10 protein-coding genes are annotated in these 15,799 nt (G+C 67.6%); all 10 read left to right on the top strand.

Features of this window, described 5'->3' with window-relative positions; genetic code table 11:
* Window positions 1–23: 23 nt before the first annotated feature.
* Window positions 24–1,139: a GlxA family transcriptional regulator gene (locus NFG58_RS03960; protein WP_045994991.1), complete on the top strand. Its 1,116-nt coding sequence runs from the start codon at window positions 24–26 to the stop codon at window positions 1,137–1,139.
* A gap of 198 nt (window positions 1,140–1,337) precedes the next feature.
* A complete protein-coding gene (gene mtgA, locus NFG58_RS03965) occupies window positions 1,338–2,036 on the top strand; it encodes a monofunctional biosynthetic peptidoglycan transglycosylase (RefSeq protein ID WP_045994978.1) in 699 nt (232 codons plus the stop codon).
* Window positions 2,037–2,320: 284 nt separating this feature from the next.
* Window positions 2,321–3,334, top strand: coding sequence for a dipeptidase (locus NFG58_RS03970; RefSeq protein WP_108448107.1), 1,014 nt, complete (start codon window positions 2,321–2,323; stop codon window positions 3,332–3,334).
* A 42-nt stretch (window positions 3,335–3,376) separates the two neighbouring features.
* Window positions 3,377–3,922, top strand: a complete 546-nt coding sequence (locus NFG58_RS03975; protein WP_222515607.1) for a DUF5943 domain-containing protein — start codon at window positions 3,377–3,379, stop codon at window positions 3,920–3,922.
* 216 nt (window positions 3,923–4,138) lie between these two features.
* Window positions 4,139–6,241, top strand: a complete 2,103-nt coding sequence (locus tag NFG58_RS03980; RefSeq protein WP_348827630.1) for an NADH:flavin oxidoreductase — start codon at window positions 4,139–4,141, stop codon at window positions 6,239–6,241.
* A 60-nt stretch (window positions 6,242–6,301) separates the two neighbouring features.
* Complete coding sequence (locus tag NFG58_RS03985) at window positions 6,302–8,440, top strand: (Fe-S)-binding protein (RefSeq protein ID WP_348827631.1); 2,139 nt, start codon at window positions 6,302–6,304, stop codon at window positions 8,438–8,440.
* Window positions 8,437–9,861 (top strand): electron transfer flavoprotein subunit alpha/FixB family protein, encoded by a 1,425-nt coding sequence (locus NFG58_RS03990; protein WP_348827632.1) that lies wholly within the window; start codon window positions 8,437–8,439, stop codon window positions 9,859–9,861. The genes NFG58_RS03985 and NFG58_RS03990 overlap by 4 nt, the downstream gene beginning before the upstream one ends.
* On the top strand, window positions 9,851–10,957 hold the full coding sequence (locus NFG58_RS03995; protein ID WP_348827633.1) for an electron transfer flavoprotein subunit beta: 1,107 nt from the start codon (window positions 9,851–9,853) through the stop codon (window positions 10,955–10,957). The genes NFG58_RS03990 and NFG58_RS03995 overlap by 11 nt, the downstream gene beginning before the upstream one ends.
* A gap of 104 nt (window positions 10,958–11,061) precedes the next feature.
* Window positions 11,062–12,819, top strand: coding sequence for an NADH-ubiquinone oxidoreductase-F iron-sulfur binding region domain-containing protein (locus NFG58_RS04000; RefSeq protein ID WP_348827634.1), 1,758 nt, complete (start codon window positions 11,062–11,064; stop codon window positions 12,817–12,819).
* A complete protein-coding gene (gene fdhF, locus NFG58_RS04005) occupies window positions 12,819–15,773 on the top strand; it encodes a formate dehydrogenase subunit alpha (RefSeq protein ID WP_348827635.1) in 2,955 nt (984 codons plus the stop codon). Before NFG58_RS04000 ends, fdhF begins: the two co-directional genes overlap by 1 nt.
* Window positions 15,774–15,799: the final 26 nt, after the last annotated feature.

The following is a 15,799-nucleotide window of genomic DNA, read 5'->3' on the forward strand; positions in this document are numbered from 1 at the left end:
AGGAGGCCGACGCTGTGGAGAAGATGACCATGACCCTGCCCAGCCGGCCCGAGGGGCCACAGACCGTAGGTTTTCTGCTGCTCGAGCATTTCACCCTGATCTCGCTGGCCTCGGCCATCGAGCCGCTGCGCATGGCCAACCAGTTATCGGGCCAGGAACTCTATCGCTGGTTCACCCTGAGCCTGGATGGTGCGCCGCTTCAGGCCAGCGACGGCCTGACCGTGACGCCGGACTCGTCGATCACGGTGCCGCTGTCGCTGGATATGGTCGTGGTCTGCGGCGGCGTGGCGCCGACCCGCCATGTGCACCAGGGCCACGTCAGCTGGCTGAAGGCCCAGGCACGCCACCTCAAGCGATTTGGCTCGGTGTGTACCGGCGCCTGGGCGCTGGCCCGGGCCGGGCTGCTCGAGGGTTATGAGGTCAGCACCCATTGGGAGTGCCAGGCAGCGCTGCAGGAGGCCTACCCGGGTATCGGCCTGACCTCGAAGCTGTTTGCCATGGACCGGGACCGTTTCACCTGCTCCGGCGGCACGGCGCCGCTGGACATGATGCTGACGCTGATCGGGCGTGACCATGGGCGCGAGCTGGCGGCGGGCATTTCCGACATGTTCGTGTGCGATCGGGTGCGTGGCGAGCAGGACCAGCAGCGAGTGCCGCTCAAGCATATGCTCGGCACCACCCAGCCGCGACTGCAGGAGATCGTCGCGCTGATGGAGAACAACCTTGAAGAGCCCATCGACCTGGACGAACTGGCCCGCTATGTCAGCTTGTCGCGGCGCCAGCTGGAACGGCTGTTCCAGCGCAACCTGCACTGCTCGCCGTCGCGCTATTACATGCGCCTGCGGCTCAATCGCGCGCGTCAGCTGTTGAAGCAGACCTCGATGTCGATCATCGATATCGCCGCCGCCTGTGGCTTCGTCTCCACCCCGCACTTCTCCAAGTGCTACCGCGAGTGCTTCGGCCTGCCGCCGCGGGAGGAACGCCTGGGCTGGAGCGCCTTCTCACCGGTGGTGGCCGGTAGCACCGTATCCCCGCTGCTGGCGGCCGCCCCTGACGAACCGGTGTCCCGGGCGCTGTCGGCGTTGGAAGAAGCGCGCGGGGAGCCGACCTACGGCAGCTTCAAGGTGTTGCCCAAGTAGCGAAGAGCGTGTTGAACAATGCGCCTTCGCTGGCTGAATTTGCTGGACGAAGCCAGGGACCAGGCTTCGGCATGCCTGGACGCCAGATATCGGCAGAAGAGCCTTTGGCCACACCGGTAAAATGCTGACAGCGGCGATTGCCCGCCCCACCCAAGGCCTTGATATACTCCCCGGATCGATTCCAACCGAGCCCGATGCATGCGCAACTGGTGGCGCCCTCTCAGCCGACTTCTGCTACGCGCCACCCTTGCCTTTGCGCTGGGGTCAGTGGTGCTGGTGCTGGTGTTTCGCGTGGTGCCGGTGTTCGGCTCCATGGTGATGCTGGAGCGCGAGGTCTCGTCCTGGTTCTCCGGCGAGCCGCTGGACATCCAGCAGCGCTGGCGTCCCTGGGACGAACTATCCGACAACGCCAAGCTGGCGGTAATCGCGGCGGAAGACCAGCGCTTCCCCGATCATCACGGCTTCGACCTGGTGGAGTTGAAGCGTGCCATCGAGTCCGCGATGAACGGAGGCTCGCTGCGCGGGGCCAGCACCATTACCCAGCAGACCGCCAAGAACCTGTTTCTGTGGACCGGGCGGGACTATGTGCGCAAGGTGTTCGAGGCCTGGTTCGCCACCCTGATGGAACTGCTGTGGCCCAAGGAGCGCATCCTCGAGGTCTATCTCAATATCGTCGAATTCGACCGGGGGGTCTTTGGCCTGGAGGCCGCCAGTCGCCACTACTTCGGCGTCGGTGCCGATCAGTTGAGCGCCGCGCAGGCGGCCCGCCTGGCGGCGGTGCTGCCCAACCCGCGAGAGCGCAGCGCCTCGCACCCGGGGCCGCGCACCGCCCGTCACGCCGCCTGGATTCAGCGACAGATGAATAACCTGGGGCTTGGCTACCTGGAGAAGCTGTAGCCGGCAGGCGTCGCAGTCCTTGATCCTTTGGGTTCTGCCCATTCACTTCTTTCCCTCTTCGCCCCTTTGCTTCCGGCACGTCTTCGCGGTGTTTTGAGGCGCGTCGTTTCGCTTCTTTCCTTTGCCCACGGGTGCCTTTTGTCGCTGCCGGAACGGCGGTGACGCTTTTGGAATTCTCGTCGTCGCAATCAGGCGTCGTGGCCCCCCGGGGCGGCGCTATCCTGCCCGCACAACGCCAGCGTTTGCCGCTGGCGCTCTCCCTGAAGCGGGTAAGGACAACAGCGATGAACTCCCCTCTGACGCAAACCGAAACTGGTGCCATCGACGCCCGGGCGCTTCACCGCGAGGCCACGGTGATCGACGGTCTGATCATCGCCAAGTGGAGCCGTGAACTCCTCGAGGACATGCGCCGAGGTGGGCTGTCGGCGGCCAACTGCACCGTGTCGGTGTGGGAGGGGTTCCAGGCCACGGTGGACAATATCGTGGCCACCAACGCGCTGATGGAAGAGTGCAGCGACCTGGTGCTGCCGGTGCGCACCACCGCAGACATCCGGCGTGCCAAGCAGCAAGACAAGACCGGCATCATCTTCGGCTTTCAGAATGCCCATGCTTTTGAAGACCAGATCGGCTACGTCGAGATCTTCAAGAAGCTCGGCGTCGGTATCGTCCAGCTCTGCTACAACACCCAGAACCTGGTGGGCACCGGCTGCTACGAGCGCGACGGTGGCCTGTCCGGCTTCGGTCGCGAGATCGTCGCCGAGATGAACCGGGTCGGGGTGATGTGTGACCTGTCTCACGTTGGCGCCAACACCTCCCGCGAGGTGATCCTCGAATCCTCCAGGCCGGTCTGTTATTCCCACTGCCTGCCCTCCGGGCTCAAGGAGCATCCGCGCAACAAGTCCGATGAGGAGCTCAAGTTCATCGCCGACCACGGCGGCTTCGTCGGCGTGACCATGTTCACCCCCTTCCTGCGGGCCGGGGTCAACGCCACCATCGACGACTACGTCGAGGCCATCGTCTACGTGATGAATATCGTCGGCGAAGACGCCATCGGTATCGGCACCGACTTCACCCAGGGCCACGATCAGGCCTTCTTCGAGTGGCTGACCCACGACAAGGGCTACGCCCGTCGCCTGACCTCCTTTGGCGAGATCATCAATCCCAAGGGCATTCGCACCATCGGCGAGTTCGGCAACCTCACCGAAGCTCTGCTGCGCCACGGCCTCAGCGAGGCCCAGGTGCGCAAGATCATGGGCGAGAACTGGGTACGGGTACTGGCCGATGTCTGGGGCGAGTAGCGCACAACCACCACAACAATACCGCCTGCCAAGGAGTCGACCGTGACCAAGATGGCGCCTGAACTGCCCATAGAGGTGGACGTCGAGACCGGTGTCTGGACCACCGACGCCCTGCCGATGCTGTATGTGCCAAGACACTTCTTTATCAACAACCATATCGCCGTGGAGCAGGCGCTGGGCGTCGAAGCCTACGCCGAGATTCTCTACCACGCCGGCTACAAGAGCGCCTGGCACTGGTGCGAGAAGGAAGCCGAGTTGCACGGTCTGGCCGGCGAGGCGGTGTTCGAGCACTACATGACGCGTCTGTCCCAGCGGGGCTGGGGCCGCTTCATTACCGAGGCCATCGACCTGGAAGCGGGGACCGCCCGGGTGCGCCTGGAACACAGCGCCTTCGTCTATCAACTGGGCAAGGTCGGCTACCGGGTCGAGTACATGTTCACCGGCTGGTTCGCCGGTGCCATGGACCAGATTCTGGCGGCTTCGGGGTCGGCGCTGCGTACCCGTGCCGAGCAGACCCAGAGCGCCGCTGAGCCAGGCTGCGAGGTAGGCCGCTTCGAGGTCCAGCCGCTCGCCACCGTGTCTCGCTGAGCTGCGCTATCTCGTCGATTCGGCGCACCGCCCTGGTGTCCTTGTTGGGTGACGCTGTTCGGCGAGCCCGATTGGCCAACCCCGTCGGCGAGCTCAGCCAGCAACCCCGGTCGGCGAGCCCAGCCAGCGATTCCCGTCAGCGACCACCGTCAGCGACCACCACTGGCCAAGCGTCTGTCGTGGTTCCACCTTCGTCCGGGCAGAGGAGTTTCCCCCATGGCCTTTGACGCGATCTTCGAGCCGATCACCATCGGCAGTCAGACCATTCGCAATCGCGTGGTCAGCACCGCCCACGCCGAGGTCCACGCCACCGACGGTGGCATGACCACGGAGCGCTACGTGCGCTACTACGAGGAGAAGGCCAAGGGCGGCTGCGGGCTATGCATCTGCGGCGGCTCCTCGGTGGTCTCCATCGACAGCCCCCAGGCCTGGTGGAGTTCGGTGAATCTGTCCACCGACCGCATCATTCCGCACTTCCAGAATCTGGCCGAGGCGGTGCACCGCCATGGCGGCAAGATCATGATCCAGATTACCCATATGGGGCGTCGTTCGCGCTGGGACGGCCACGACTGGCCCACTCTGGTGTCGCCCTCGGGCATCCGCGAACCGGTCCACCGCTCCACCTGCAAGACCATCGAGGAGGAGGAAATCTGGCGCATCGTCGGCGACTTCGCCCAGGCCGCGCGCCGGGCCAAGGAGGGCGGACTCGATGGGGTCGAGCTGTCCGCCGTGCACCAGCACCTGATCGACCAGTTCTGGAGCCCCCGCGTCAACAAGCGCGAGGACGCCTGGGGCGGCACCTTCGAGGGCCGCATGCGCTTTGGCCTGGAGGTGCTCAAGGCGGTGCGTGCCGAGGTCGGCGACGACTTCGTGGTGGGCATGCGCATCTGCGGCGACGAGTTCCACCCCGACGGCCTGACCCACGAGGACATGAAGGCCATCGCCGCCTACTACGACGCCACCGGCAAGGTGGACTTCTTCGGCGTGGTCGGCTCCGGCTGTGACACCCACAATTCCCTGGCCAACGTCATTCCCAACATGTCCTATCCGCCGGAGCCCTTCCTGCACCTGGCCGCCGGCATCAAGGAAGTGGTCAGCGTGCCGGTGATCCATGCCCAGAACATCAAGGACCCGACCCAGGCCAACCGCATCCTCGAAGGCGGCTACGTCGACCTGGTGGGGATGACCCGGGCGCATATCGCCGACCCCCACCTGATCGCCAAGATCAAGATGGGTCAGGTCGACCAGATCCGTCAGTGCGTCGGCGCCAACTACTGCATCGATCGCCAGTACCAGGGTCTGGACGTGCTGTGCATCCAGAGCGCAGCGACATCGCGGGAGTACATGGGCCTGCCCCATGTCATCAGCCAGAGCGAAGGCCCGAAGCGTCGCGCGGTGGTGGTGGGTGGCGGTCCCGGTGGCATGGAGGCCGCCCGGGTGCTGGCCGAACGCGGCCATGAGGTGACCCTGTTCGAGGCCGAGGACGGCCTGGGCGGCCAGATCACCCTGGCGGCCAGGGCCCCGAGCCGCGATCAGATCGCCGGGATTACCCGCTGGTATCAGCTCGAGCTTGCTCGGCTCAAGGTGGACCTGCGCCTGGGCACCCGGGCCGATGTACCCACCATCGACGACCTGAGGCCCGACCTGGTGGTGCTGGCCACCGGCGGGCGGCCGTTTCTCGACCAGTACGCCGACTGGGGCTTCGACCCTGATCCGGAAAAGAGCCTGGTCGTCAGCACCTGGGACATCCTCTCGGGCAAGGTGACACCGGGCAAGAACGTGCTGGTGTTCGATTCCATCTGCGAGTTCTCCGGGGTATCCGCCGCCGACTTTCTGGCCGACAAGGGCGCCCGGGTCGAGATCGTCACCGACGACATCAAGCCCGGGGCCGCGGTGGGGGGCACCACCTTCCCCACCTACTACCGCAGCCTGTACGAGAAGGAGGTCATCATGACCTCGGACCTGATGCTGCACGAGGTCTACCGCGAGGGGGCGTCGCTGGTGGCGGTGCTCGAGAACGAGTACAGCGGGGTGCAGGAAGAGCGTGTGGTCGACCAGATCGTGGTGGAGAACGGCGTGCGCCCGGACGAGCGGCTCTACCTCGAGATGAAGGAGGCCTCGCTCAATCGCGGTCAGGTCGATCTGGAAGCGCTCTACGCGGCCAGGCCGCAGCCCTGTCTGGCGGACCTGGACGCAGAAGGTCGCAGCGCTGGAGATCGCAGCGCAGGTTTCGTGCTGTTCCGACTGGGCGACGGGGTGGCGCCGCGCAATGTGCACGCCGCCATCTATGACGCCCTGCGTCTGTGCAAGGACGTTTGAGCGAGCCACGAGGGCGGCCCAGTCGCCGCCCGCCTGACCCTCGTCGAGAGGAGATAGAAGATGCCCGCAACCGTTCTTCCTGACCTGCTGGCCGTGCTGGTGCTGGCCGTGCTGGTGCTGACCCTGGTGGGTGGGGCCAGACGCTTCACCCTGTGGCGACGCGGGCGGCCCTCACCGGTGCCCTGGTTGGCGGGCCTGGCGGCGATGCCACGACGCTATCTGGTGGATCTGCATCATGTGGTGGCCCGGGACAAGGCCTTCGCCCACACCCACGTGGCCACCGCCGGAGGCTTCGTCGCCGCTGCGCTGATGATGCTGGTGGTCGTGCTGGTGCCGCTGCCGGCGGGGCTCAGACTTGCCCTGACCGGCCTGATGCTGGCCGCCAGCGTGCTGATGCTGGTTGGCGCCAGGCTGGTCGCCAGGCGTCGACGCTCGCCGCCGGCGCGGCTGTCACGTGGCCCCTGGATGCGCCTGCCCAGGAGCCTCACGGTATTCTCGGCAAGCCTTGCCGGCGTTGCACTGGTCAGTCTGCTTTCCTCGCTGCTGCCGCCAGGCTGGCTCGGCGGCATCCTCGGCTGGGCGCTTGCCGGCGTGCTGCTGGTGGGACTCGCGCTGGGGCTCGCCGAGATGTTGCTGGGCATGACCTGGGGCGGGCCGATGAAGCACGCCTTCGCCGGTGCGCTGCACCTGGCCTGGCATCGCCGGGCAGAGCGCTTTTCCACGCGCTCAAGCGAGCGTGAGGGGCGCACGCCGCGCTCCACCGGGCTCAAGGCGCTCGATCTGGACGACCCCGAGGCGCCACTGGGGGTGGCGTGTCCCGAGGACTTCACCTGGAACCAGCGCCTGGGCTTCGATGCCTGCGTGCAGTGCGGGCGCTGCGAGGCGGTGTGCCCGGCCTTCGCCGCCGGCCAGCCGCTCAATCCCAAGAAGCTGATCCAGGACATGGTGCGGGGCATGACCGGCGCCAGTGCCGACAGCTACCACGGTTCGCCCTATCCCGGCAGGCCGCTGACTCAAGACAAGGGGCAGGACAAGGGTCGCCAAAATGGCCAGCCGAGTGGACCCATCGTCGTCGAGGCGGGCGGCGCCCTGCTCGATGCCGATACCCTGTGGTCCTGCACCACCTGCCGGGCCTGCGTGGAAGAGTGCCCGATGATGATCGAGCACGTGGACGCCATCGTCGACCTGCGCCGTCACCTGACCCTGGAGCGCGGCAAGACCCCTGGCAAGGGCGCGGCGGTGCTCGACAATCTGATCGCCACCGACAATCCCGGCGGCTTTGCCCCTGGGTCACGCATGCACTGGGCGGCCGACCTGGAACTTCCGCTGATGCGCGACTACGGCCAGGTGGATGTGTTGCTGTGGTTGGGCGATGGCGCCTTCGATATGCGTAACCAGCGCACTCTGCGTGCCCTGGTCAAGATCCTGCGGGCGGCAGCGGTGGACTTTGCCGTGCTTGGCAACGAGGAGCGCGACAGCGGCGACGTGGCGCGCCGGCTGGGGGACGAGGCGACCTTTCAGCGTCTGGCCAGGGCCAACGTGGCGACGCTTTCACACTATCGCTTCCAGACCATCGTCACCTGCGACCCCCACAGCTTCCACGTGCTCGGCAACGAGTACGGCGCCTTCGGCGGCGACTATCGGGTACGCCACCACAGTACCTTTATTCAGGAATTGATCGCCGGTGGACGGCTTGCGCTCGAGTCCCGTCAGCGTGGCCGCGTCACCTATCACGACCCTTGCTATCTGGGGCGCTACAACGGCGAATACGAGGCCCCACGCCAGGTGCTGGCGGCGCTCGGCATAGAGCTTGCCGAGATGCAGCGCTCCGGCTTTCGTTCGCGCTGCTGCGGTGGGGGGGGCGGCGCCCCGATCACCGACGTGCCCGGCGAGCGGCGGATTCCCGACATGCGCATGGCCGATGTGGCCGAGACCGGCGCCGAGCTGGTGGCGGTGGGCTGCCCCCAGTGCACCGCCATGCTCGAAGGGGTAGTCGATGCCACCGCCCAGGTGCGCGATATCGCCGAGCTGGTGGCGGAGGCGTTGATCGAGCCGCCGGCTGGCAAGCGCCAAGCGCGCAAGGCGCAAGCACACGACAGGACGGTCGCCGAGGGTGTGGCAAAAGGAGGTGTGGCAAGAGGCGCCGACCCGGCCGTGGACCGAGGCGTGGGCCATGACGTAGAGGAGCTGAGCCAATGAACACGTCCGACGAAGCGACGCAAGGCAGCGCCCCTGTAGAGACGGCTCGGTGGCGTCGCGATCCCCGGCAAGAGTGGATCGCCCGCAACCGCCTGCATCCGCAGCATCAGGCGGTGCTGGCCACGTTGGAGGGCGCTACCACGCCACAGGCGTGGATGGGCCCCCAGGGACGGTTGCGCCGGAACCCGCACGCGGTGGGCTTTATTGGCCCCAACGGTCGCCGGCGTATCGACCGCAGCGGCGTTCAGGCGGGAGCCACCGCGTCGCCTGCCGGTCGCGCCCAGACCACAGACGTTCAGGCCGCCCGCGACCGGCGCCGAGCGGTAACGCTGGAGGCCCCGGCGGGCTGGATCGCGGTGGTCCCGGATACCGCCACGGGCAGGCTGACCGATCACGATCGTGATCTGTTCGGCCTGGCCCGCCAACTGGCCGATAACGGTTCGCAGCCAGAGGGAGCTGAACTGGCCGTGGTGGCCATCCTGTTCGGAGATTCGCCGCCATCCACGCTGCAACAGGCGCTGGGCGAGGCCGGGGCCGACCGGGTGGTCTGCCTGGCGGTGGCGGAGGGTTATGCCCCCGAGACACGTCTGGCGGCCTGCACCAGGGTGGACGAAGCGCTGGCCCCGCGCCATTGGCTGTTCCCGGATACCGTCCTGGACGGCGGCGATCTGGGGCGTCGGCTGGCGGTGCGGCTGGGCGAGCGGCCCGCCTGCGGGGTGTGGCGGGTCGAGGCGGATGGCGGGCTCGATACCGGCGGGTCCTGTGTCTGTCGTACCGGCTCCGGTCGCGAGGACCAGCCCCGTCCGCTGCCGCGCATCCTGATGGCGCTGGCCGAATGCGCCGAGCCGGTGGTCGAGACCCGCCACGAGGCGAGAGCGATGGACCTGGAGCCACCGCGCGCGCCCCAAGCATTCCAAGCAAGGCTCGAGGATCTTGGCGCGGTGGCGGTGGACCCCGCCGAGATCGCCCTGCACGAGGCGCCCTTTATCCTGTCCGGCGGCAATGGCGTTGCCGACTGGGCGGGCTTTCACCGGGCCGCCCAGGCGCTGGGCGCCAGCGAAGGTGCCTCCCGGGTGGCGGTGGACGACGGCCATATGCCGCGACATCGCCAGGTGGGGGCCACCGGCACCTTCGTCAGCGCCCGGGTCTACCTGGCGGTGGGGATCAGCGGGGCGATCCAGCATCTGCAGGGCATCCAGCGCTGCGACAAGGTCATCGCCGTCAACCGCGACCCCGGCTGCGATATGGTCAAGCGGGCCGATCTGTCGGTGATTGGGAATGGCGACGAGATCCTCGCCGAACTGGTACGTCTGGTCGAGGCCGGGGGGGAACGTGGAGGCAAAGGTGATAGCGAGCCTGGCGATACCCTCGAGTCCCGGCCCGCGGAAACATCCTCGAAGGAGGCCCTGAATGTTGCCTGAATTTTCGTCCCCCCATGGCGAGGCCCAGATCGGCGCCAGTGCCGATGCCAATGGCGGTGTCAAAAACAAAGCCAACGCCAACGCCAAGGCCTCCAGCGCAGACGCTGCCTACCTACAAGCCAGCGCCATCACCTCGCTTCGCCTGGATGTGCTTTTGTCGGTGGGGCGCCATCGCCTGACCGGTCGCGCCCAGCGTGCCGATGGCGACGCCCGGGCGCTGGAAATGGCGCTGTCGCTGAGACAGGCGTTGCAGACCGAGAAGACGACCCCTCCCGAGGTGGAGTTGATTCCCTGGCACCTGGGGCCGGAGGGCGACGACACCGAAGCAGCGCTGCGTGGTTATCTGGGCATGGGCCTGGACGCCATTCGCTGGATCAAGGCACCGGCGGCGACGGACGCCATGGCGCCACTTCGGGCGTCGCTGGCATCGTCCTCGGTGCAGGGTGTTCAGCACCGCCAGGCGCGCCTGGTGCTGTGCGGGATGCGTGCCGAGCAGGGCGAGGGCACCGGCATGCTGCCCATGGTGCTGGCCGAGCAACTCGGCTGGGCCTGGGTCCCTGGGGTGGTGGCCCTCGAGCGTATTGAAGCGATCGAGGGTCGCCAGCGGCACGCTGAGGACGGTGAGCCAGGCGAGGCGAAGCACGACGGGGAGACCGTGCTGTTCCAGGCCATCGTGCTGCAGGCGCTGCCGCAGGGACAGCGACGCCGTCTGGCGGTGACCCTGCCGGCGATCCTGGGGGTGGACAGCGCGGCACCGGCCGCGCGCCAGAGCGCCTTCGGTCCGGCCCGGCGTGGTCAGCTGCGTCTGGTCGAGTCAGGCGAAGAGCTGGTGCTGGACCCGGCGGTGGAGCAGTGGCCGCTGATCCCGGCCCGCGCCCGCCCCAGGCGGCTCAAGATCGTCACCGCCACCAGCGCCCGGGATCGCTTCAAGGCCGCCGCCGCCAAGGCCGAAGGGGGCGGTGGTCGGGTGCTCGAGGATGTCTCGGTCACAGAAGGGGCCGCCGCCATCCTGTCGATGCTCGAGGCAGAGGGCGTCTTGCCTGCCGGCGGGGCCCGGCACGGTCAACAAGGTAGCCCACAAGGCGATGGACGCTGACGCCAAGCGGTGCCAGCATCAAGGCAGGGACCGCCAGTGGCAGGGCGCGTCGACCCGGCAAAGTCCGCACCGCTGCCTTACATGGACATAACTAGAGTCAAGCAATGACCGTCGAACCCGATACCACCGTGACTTCCGACGCCAGTCGACCCCGGCGTACCCGGGCGACCCTCAAGGGGCGCCAGACCGATCCCGACCTCCTCGAGGCATTGCGTCGGTTGCTGGGCGATGAACGCAAGCACCCCGAGCTGCGGCGGCGCGATCTCTTGATCGAGCACCTGCACGCTATCCAGGGCGCCAATGGTCATCTGGCGCTTGACTGGCTGAGGGCGCTTGCGAGCTACATGACGCTGCCCATGGCGGCGGTCTACGAGACGGCGACCTTTTACGCTCACTTCGATGTGGTGCATGACGGCGAGGCGCCGCCACCCGCACTGACGGTGCGCGTGTGCGACTCGCTGTCCTGTGAGCTTGCCGGGGCCGAGCGTCTGGCCAAGGCGCTGAGCGACGGCCTCGACCCCGAGCAGGTGCGCGTCACCCGTGCCCCCTGCATGGGCCGCTGCGACCTGGCGCCGGTGGTCGAGGTGGGGCACCACCACCTGGGCCACGCCACCCCGCAGGCGGTGGAGGTGCTGGTGGAAACCGGCAAGACCCATCCAGAGGCGGTGCTGTGGCAGCGCCTCGACGAATATCGCCGAGAGGGCGGCTACGAGCTGCTGCGCGGCTGCCGGGAAGGCCAGGTGACGGCCGATGAGTTGACCTCGATGCTCGAGCGCGCGGGCCTGCGGGGGCTTGGCGGCGCGGGTTTCCCGACCCATCGCAAGTGGCAGAGCGTTCGCGCCGAGCCCGGTCCTCGCTGGTGCGCGGTCAACGCCGACGAAGGTGAACCGGGGACCTTCAAGGATCGCTACTACCTGGAGCGCGCCCCCCATCAGATGCTGGAAGGCGCCCTGGTGGCCTGCTGGGCGGTCGAGGCAGAAGGCGTCTATATCTACCTGCGCGACGAGTATCCCGGCGTCCACCGGGTACTGATCGAGGCCATCGAGGAGCTCGAAGACGCCGGTATCGCGCAGCCGGGCCAGCTTATCCTCAGGCGTGGCGCCGGGGCCTACATCTGCGGCGAAGAGTCGGCGATGATCGAGTCGCTGGAGGGCAAGCCCGGCAAGCCCAGGCATCGTCCGCCGCTGGTCGCCCACAAGGGCCTGTTCGGCCGGCCTACGCTGGTCAACAACGTCGAGACCCTGTACTGGATACCGGTGCTGTGGCGTGAGGGGGTGGCCATGTACGCCGGTCAGGGCCGACGCGAGCGCAGCGGCCTGCGCAGTTTTTCACTGTCCGGGCGGGTGCGGCGGCCTGGTGTCTATCTGGCGCCCGCCGGCATCAGCCTGCGCGAGCTGGTCGACGAGTACGGCGGTGGCATGGCGCCTGGCCATCAGTTGGCCGGCTATCTACCGGGGGGAGCCTCCGGCGGTATCCTGCCCGCTGCCAAGGCGGATATCGCACTGGACTTCGACACCCTCCAGGCCGAGGGCTGCTTTATCGGCTCGGCGGCGGTGATCGTGCTGTCCGACCAGGACGACCTGCGCGCGGTGGCCACCAACCTGCTGGCCTTTTTCGCCGATGAATCCTGCGGTCAGTGCACCCCCTGTCGGGTCGGCAGCGAGAAGATGCTGAGCCTGCTCGAGCGCGATCGATGGGTGGTGGAGGACCTGGAACGACTTTCCCGGGTGATGCAGGACGCCTCGATCTGTGGCCTGGGGCAGGCGGCGCCGAATCCGGTGCTGAGTCTGCTGCGCCACTTCCGCGATGACCTGGGGCGCCACGACATCATCGTCACCGATACCGCCGAGGGAGCATGCTGATGACCGGATCCCGGAACGCTTTTGTCTCCCACGTCGCTGAAGATTCGACGCTCGAGTCCTTCACGCTGACGCTGGATGGTGTCGAGGTGAGCGCCTGGCCCGGCGAGACCCTGTGGCAGGTGGCCAAGCGTGCCGGGGAGACCATCCCGCACCTGTGCTTCAAGGACGCCAGCGGCTACCGCGCCGACGGCAACTGCCGCGCCTGCATGGTGGAGATCGAGGGCGAGCGGGTGCTCGCCGCCAGCTGCCTGAGGGAGGCGCGCCCCGAGATGGTGGTCAGAAGCCAGTCGTCCGAGCGAGCCCGGGTCGCCCGCGAGGGCGTGCTGGAGCTGCTGCTCAGCGATCAGCCGCCGCGCGACGATAGCCCGGACCGTGCAAGCCAGCTGTGGCAGATGGCCGATCACCTGGCGGTGGACGCCACCCGCGCCCGCGCACGCTACCCCAGGCGCAGGCCCGACGTCGTGCGTCATGCGCCCGGCGCTCGCCTTCCCGGCCAGTGCCCGCCGATCGCAGATGATGCGAGCGGGGGGCGCCGTGCTTCCGCGACAGCAGGCCACGACACCAGCCATCCGGCGATGACGGTCAATCTGGACGCCTGTATCCACTGCAACCTGTGCGTGCGCGCCTGTCGTGAGGTGCAGGTCAATGACGTCATCGGCATGGCCCATCGCGGCGCCGCCAGCAAGGTGGTGTTCGACCTCGATGACGCCATGGGCCAGAGCAGCTGCGTGGGTTGTGGCGAGTGCGTCCAGGCCTGTCCCACCGGCGCCCTGTCGCCGACCAGCCTGATCGATGCCCAGGGCCGTGGTAACAGCGACAGCGCCGAGCGCAAGGTGGACTCGGTGTGTCCCTACTGCGGTGTCGGCTGCCAGTTGACCTACCACGTCAAGGATGACGCCATCCTCTACGTGGAAGGCCGCGACGGCCCGGCCAACCAGGGGCGGCTGTGCGTCAAGGGACGCTTCGGCTTCGACTACGGCCGCCACCCGTCACGGCTGACCCGGCCGCTGGTGCGGCGCGAGGGCGTGCCCAAGGGCATGGACGAGGGCTTCGATCCCGCCCGGCCACTGACCCATTTTCGCGAGGCCGACTGGGACGAGGCGCTGACGCTGGCCGCCGGGGGCCTGACCCGGCTCAATGCCGACCACGGCCCCAGGGCGCTGGCAGGCTTCGGCAGTGCCAAGTGCTCCAACGAGGAGGCCTGGCTGTTCCAGAAGCTGGTACGCACCGGCTTCGGCTCCAACAACGTCGACCACTGCACCCGTCTGTGTCACGCAAGCTCGGTGGCGGCGCTGATGGAATGCATCGGCTCCGGTGCGGTGACCGCCTCCTTCATGCAGGCGCTGAACGCCGACGTGGTGATCCTCACCGGCTGCAATCCGGCGGTCAATCATCCGGTGGCGGCGACCTTCTTCAAGCAGGCGGCCAAGGGTGGCACCCGGTTCATCATCATCGACCCACGGGGCCAGGCCATGGGCGCCTATGCCCATCGGGTACTGCGCTTCACCCCGGGGGCCGACGTCTCGCTGTTCAACGCCATGCTGAACGTCATCATCGACGAGCAGCTCTTCGATGAGGCCTATATCCGTGAGCACACCGAGGGCTTCGAGCGGCTCAAGGCATCGGTGCGCGATCAGACGCCGGAGTCGGTGGCCATGGCCTGTGGCGTGCCCGCCGACGAGATCCGCGCGGCGGCGCGGGAATACGCCAACGCCGAACGGGCGATGATCTTCTGGGGCATGGGGATCTCCCAGCATACCCACGGCACCGACAATGCCCGCTGCCTGATCTCGCTGGCACTGGCCTGTGGTCACACCGGGCGCCCCGGCACCGGCCTGCATCCGCTGCGTGGCCAGAATAATGTTCAGGGGGCCTCCGACGCCGGCCTGATCCCGATGGTGCTGCCGGACTATCAGCCGGTGTCCGACGCCCAGGTGCGGGCCTCCTTCGAGGAACTCTGGGGCAACGCCGGCACAAGCAGCGACGGCAGCGGCGACGCCCTGGATCCCGAGCCGGGCCTCACCGTGGTCGAGATCATGGACGCCATCCACGCCGGCACCATCCGCGGCATGTACATTCTGGGCGAGAACCCGGCCATGTCGGACCCGGACCTGACCCACGCTCGTGGTGCGCTGGCAAGCCTCGAACATCTGGTGGTGCAGGACCTGTTCGTCACCGAGACGGCGCAGTTCGCCGACGTCATCCTGCCGGCCTCGAGCTGGCCGGAAAAGGACGGTACCGTGACCAACACCAACCGTCAGGTGCAGCTGGGGCGCCAGGCGCTGCCGCTGCCCGGTGATGCGAGGCCGGACTGGTGGATCATCCAGGAGATGGCGCGGCGCTTCGGCCTCGACTGGGACTATGGCCACCCGCGCGAGGTCTACGCCGAGATGCAGAAGGGGATGGCCTCGCTGAACCATATCGACTGGGAGCGACTCGAGCGCGAAGGCGCGGTCACCTATCCCTGCCTGGCGGAAGGGGCGCCGGGCGAAGACGTGGTGTTCTCCGAGGCCTTCCCCACGGCGAGCGGCAAGGCGCGCTTCTCGCCGGCGCTGCCGCTGCCGCCCGATGAACCCATCGACCGTGACTACCCGACGGTGCTGTCCACCGGACGCCAGCTTGAGCATTGGCACACCGGGTCGATGACCCGCCGGGCCCAGGTGCTCGACGACCTGGAGCCCGAGGCGGTGGCCAGCCTGTCGGCGGGGGAGCTCACCCGGCTGGGCGTGCACCCGGGAGAGCGGGTGACCATCACCACCCGGCGTGGCGCCATCACCCTGGTGGCGCGGCTCGACGACGGCATGCCCGACGGCATGGTGTTCGTACCCTTCTGCTATGTGGAGGCGGCGGTGAATCTGCTGACCAATCCGGCGCTGGACCCCTACGGCAAGATTCCGGAGTTCAAGTATGCCGCCTGTCGCTTGAGTCGCGCCGAGCCGGCCCAGGTCACCTAGGCGCTGTCCGAAAAGTCGACGAGCGA

The organism is Halomonas sp. RT37 (assembly GCF_040070525.1).
Taxonomy (GTDB): Bacteria; Pseudomonadota; Gammaproteobacteria; order Pseudomonadales; family Halomonadaceae; genus Halomonas; species Halomonas litopenaei.

Excerpts from the sequence above, each read along its gene's own strand:
- NFG58_RS03960 (WP_045994991.1), top strand. The coding sequence starts at position 24 with ATGACCATGACCCTGCCCAGCCGGCCCGAGGGGCCACAGACCGTAGGT.
- NFG58_RS03970 (WP_108448107.1), top strand. The coding sequence starts at position 2,321 with ATGAACTCCCCTCTGACGCAAACCGAAACTGGTGCCATCGACGCCCGG.
- mtgA (WP_045994978.1), top strand. The coding sequence starts at position 1,338 with ATGCGCAACTGGTGGCGCCCTCTCAGCCGACTTCTGCTACGCGCCACC.
- fdhF (WP_348827635.1), top strand. The coding sequence starts at position 12,819 with ATGACCGGATCCCGGAACGCTTTTGTCTCCCACGTCGCTGAAGATTCG.
- NFG58_RS03985 (WP_348827631.1), top strand. The coding sequence starts at position 6,302 with ATGCCCGCAACCGTTCTTCCTGACCTGCTGGCCGTGCTGGTGCTGGCC.
- NFG58_RS04000 (WP_348827634.1), top strand. The coding sequence starts at position 11,062 with ATGACCGTCGAACCCGATACCACCGTGACTTCCGACGCCAGTCGACCC.
- NFG58_RS03995 (WP_348827633.1), top strand. The coding sequence starts at position 9,851 with ATGTTGCCTGAATTTTCGTCCCCCCATGGCGAGGCCCAGATCGGCGCC.
- NFG58_RS03980 (WP_348827630.1), top strand. The coding sequence starts at position 4,139 with ATGGCCTTTGACGCGATCTTCGAGCCGATCACCATCGGCAGTCAGACC.
- NFG58_RS03990 (WP_348827632.1), top strand. The coding sequence starts at position 8,437 with ATGAACACGTCCGACGAAGCGACGCAAGGCAGCGCCCCTGTAGAGACG.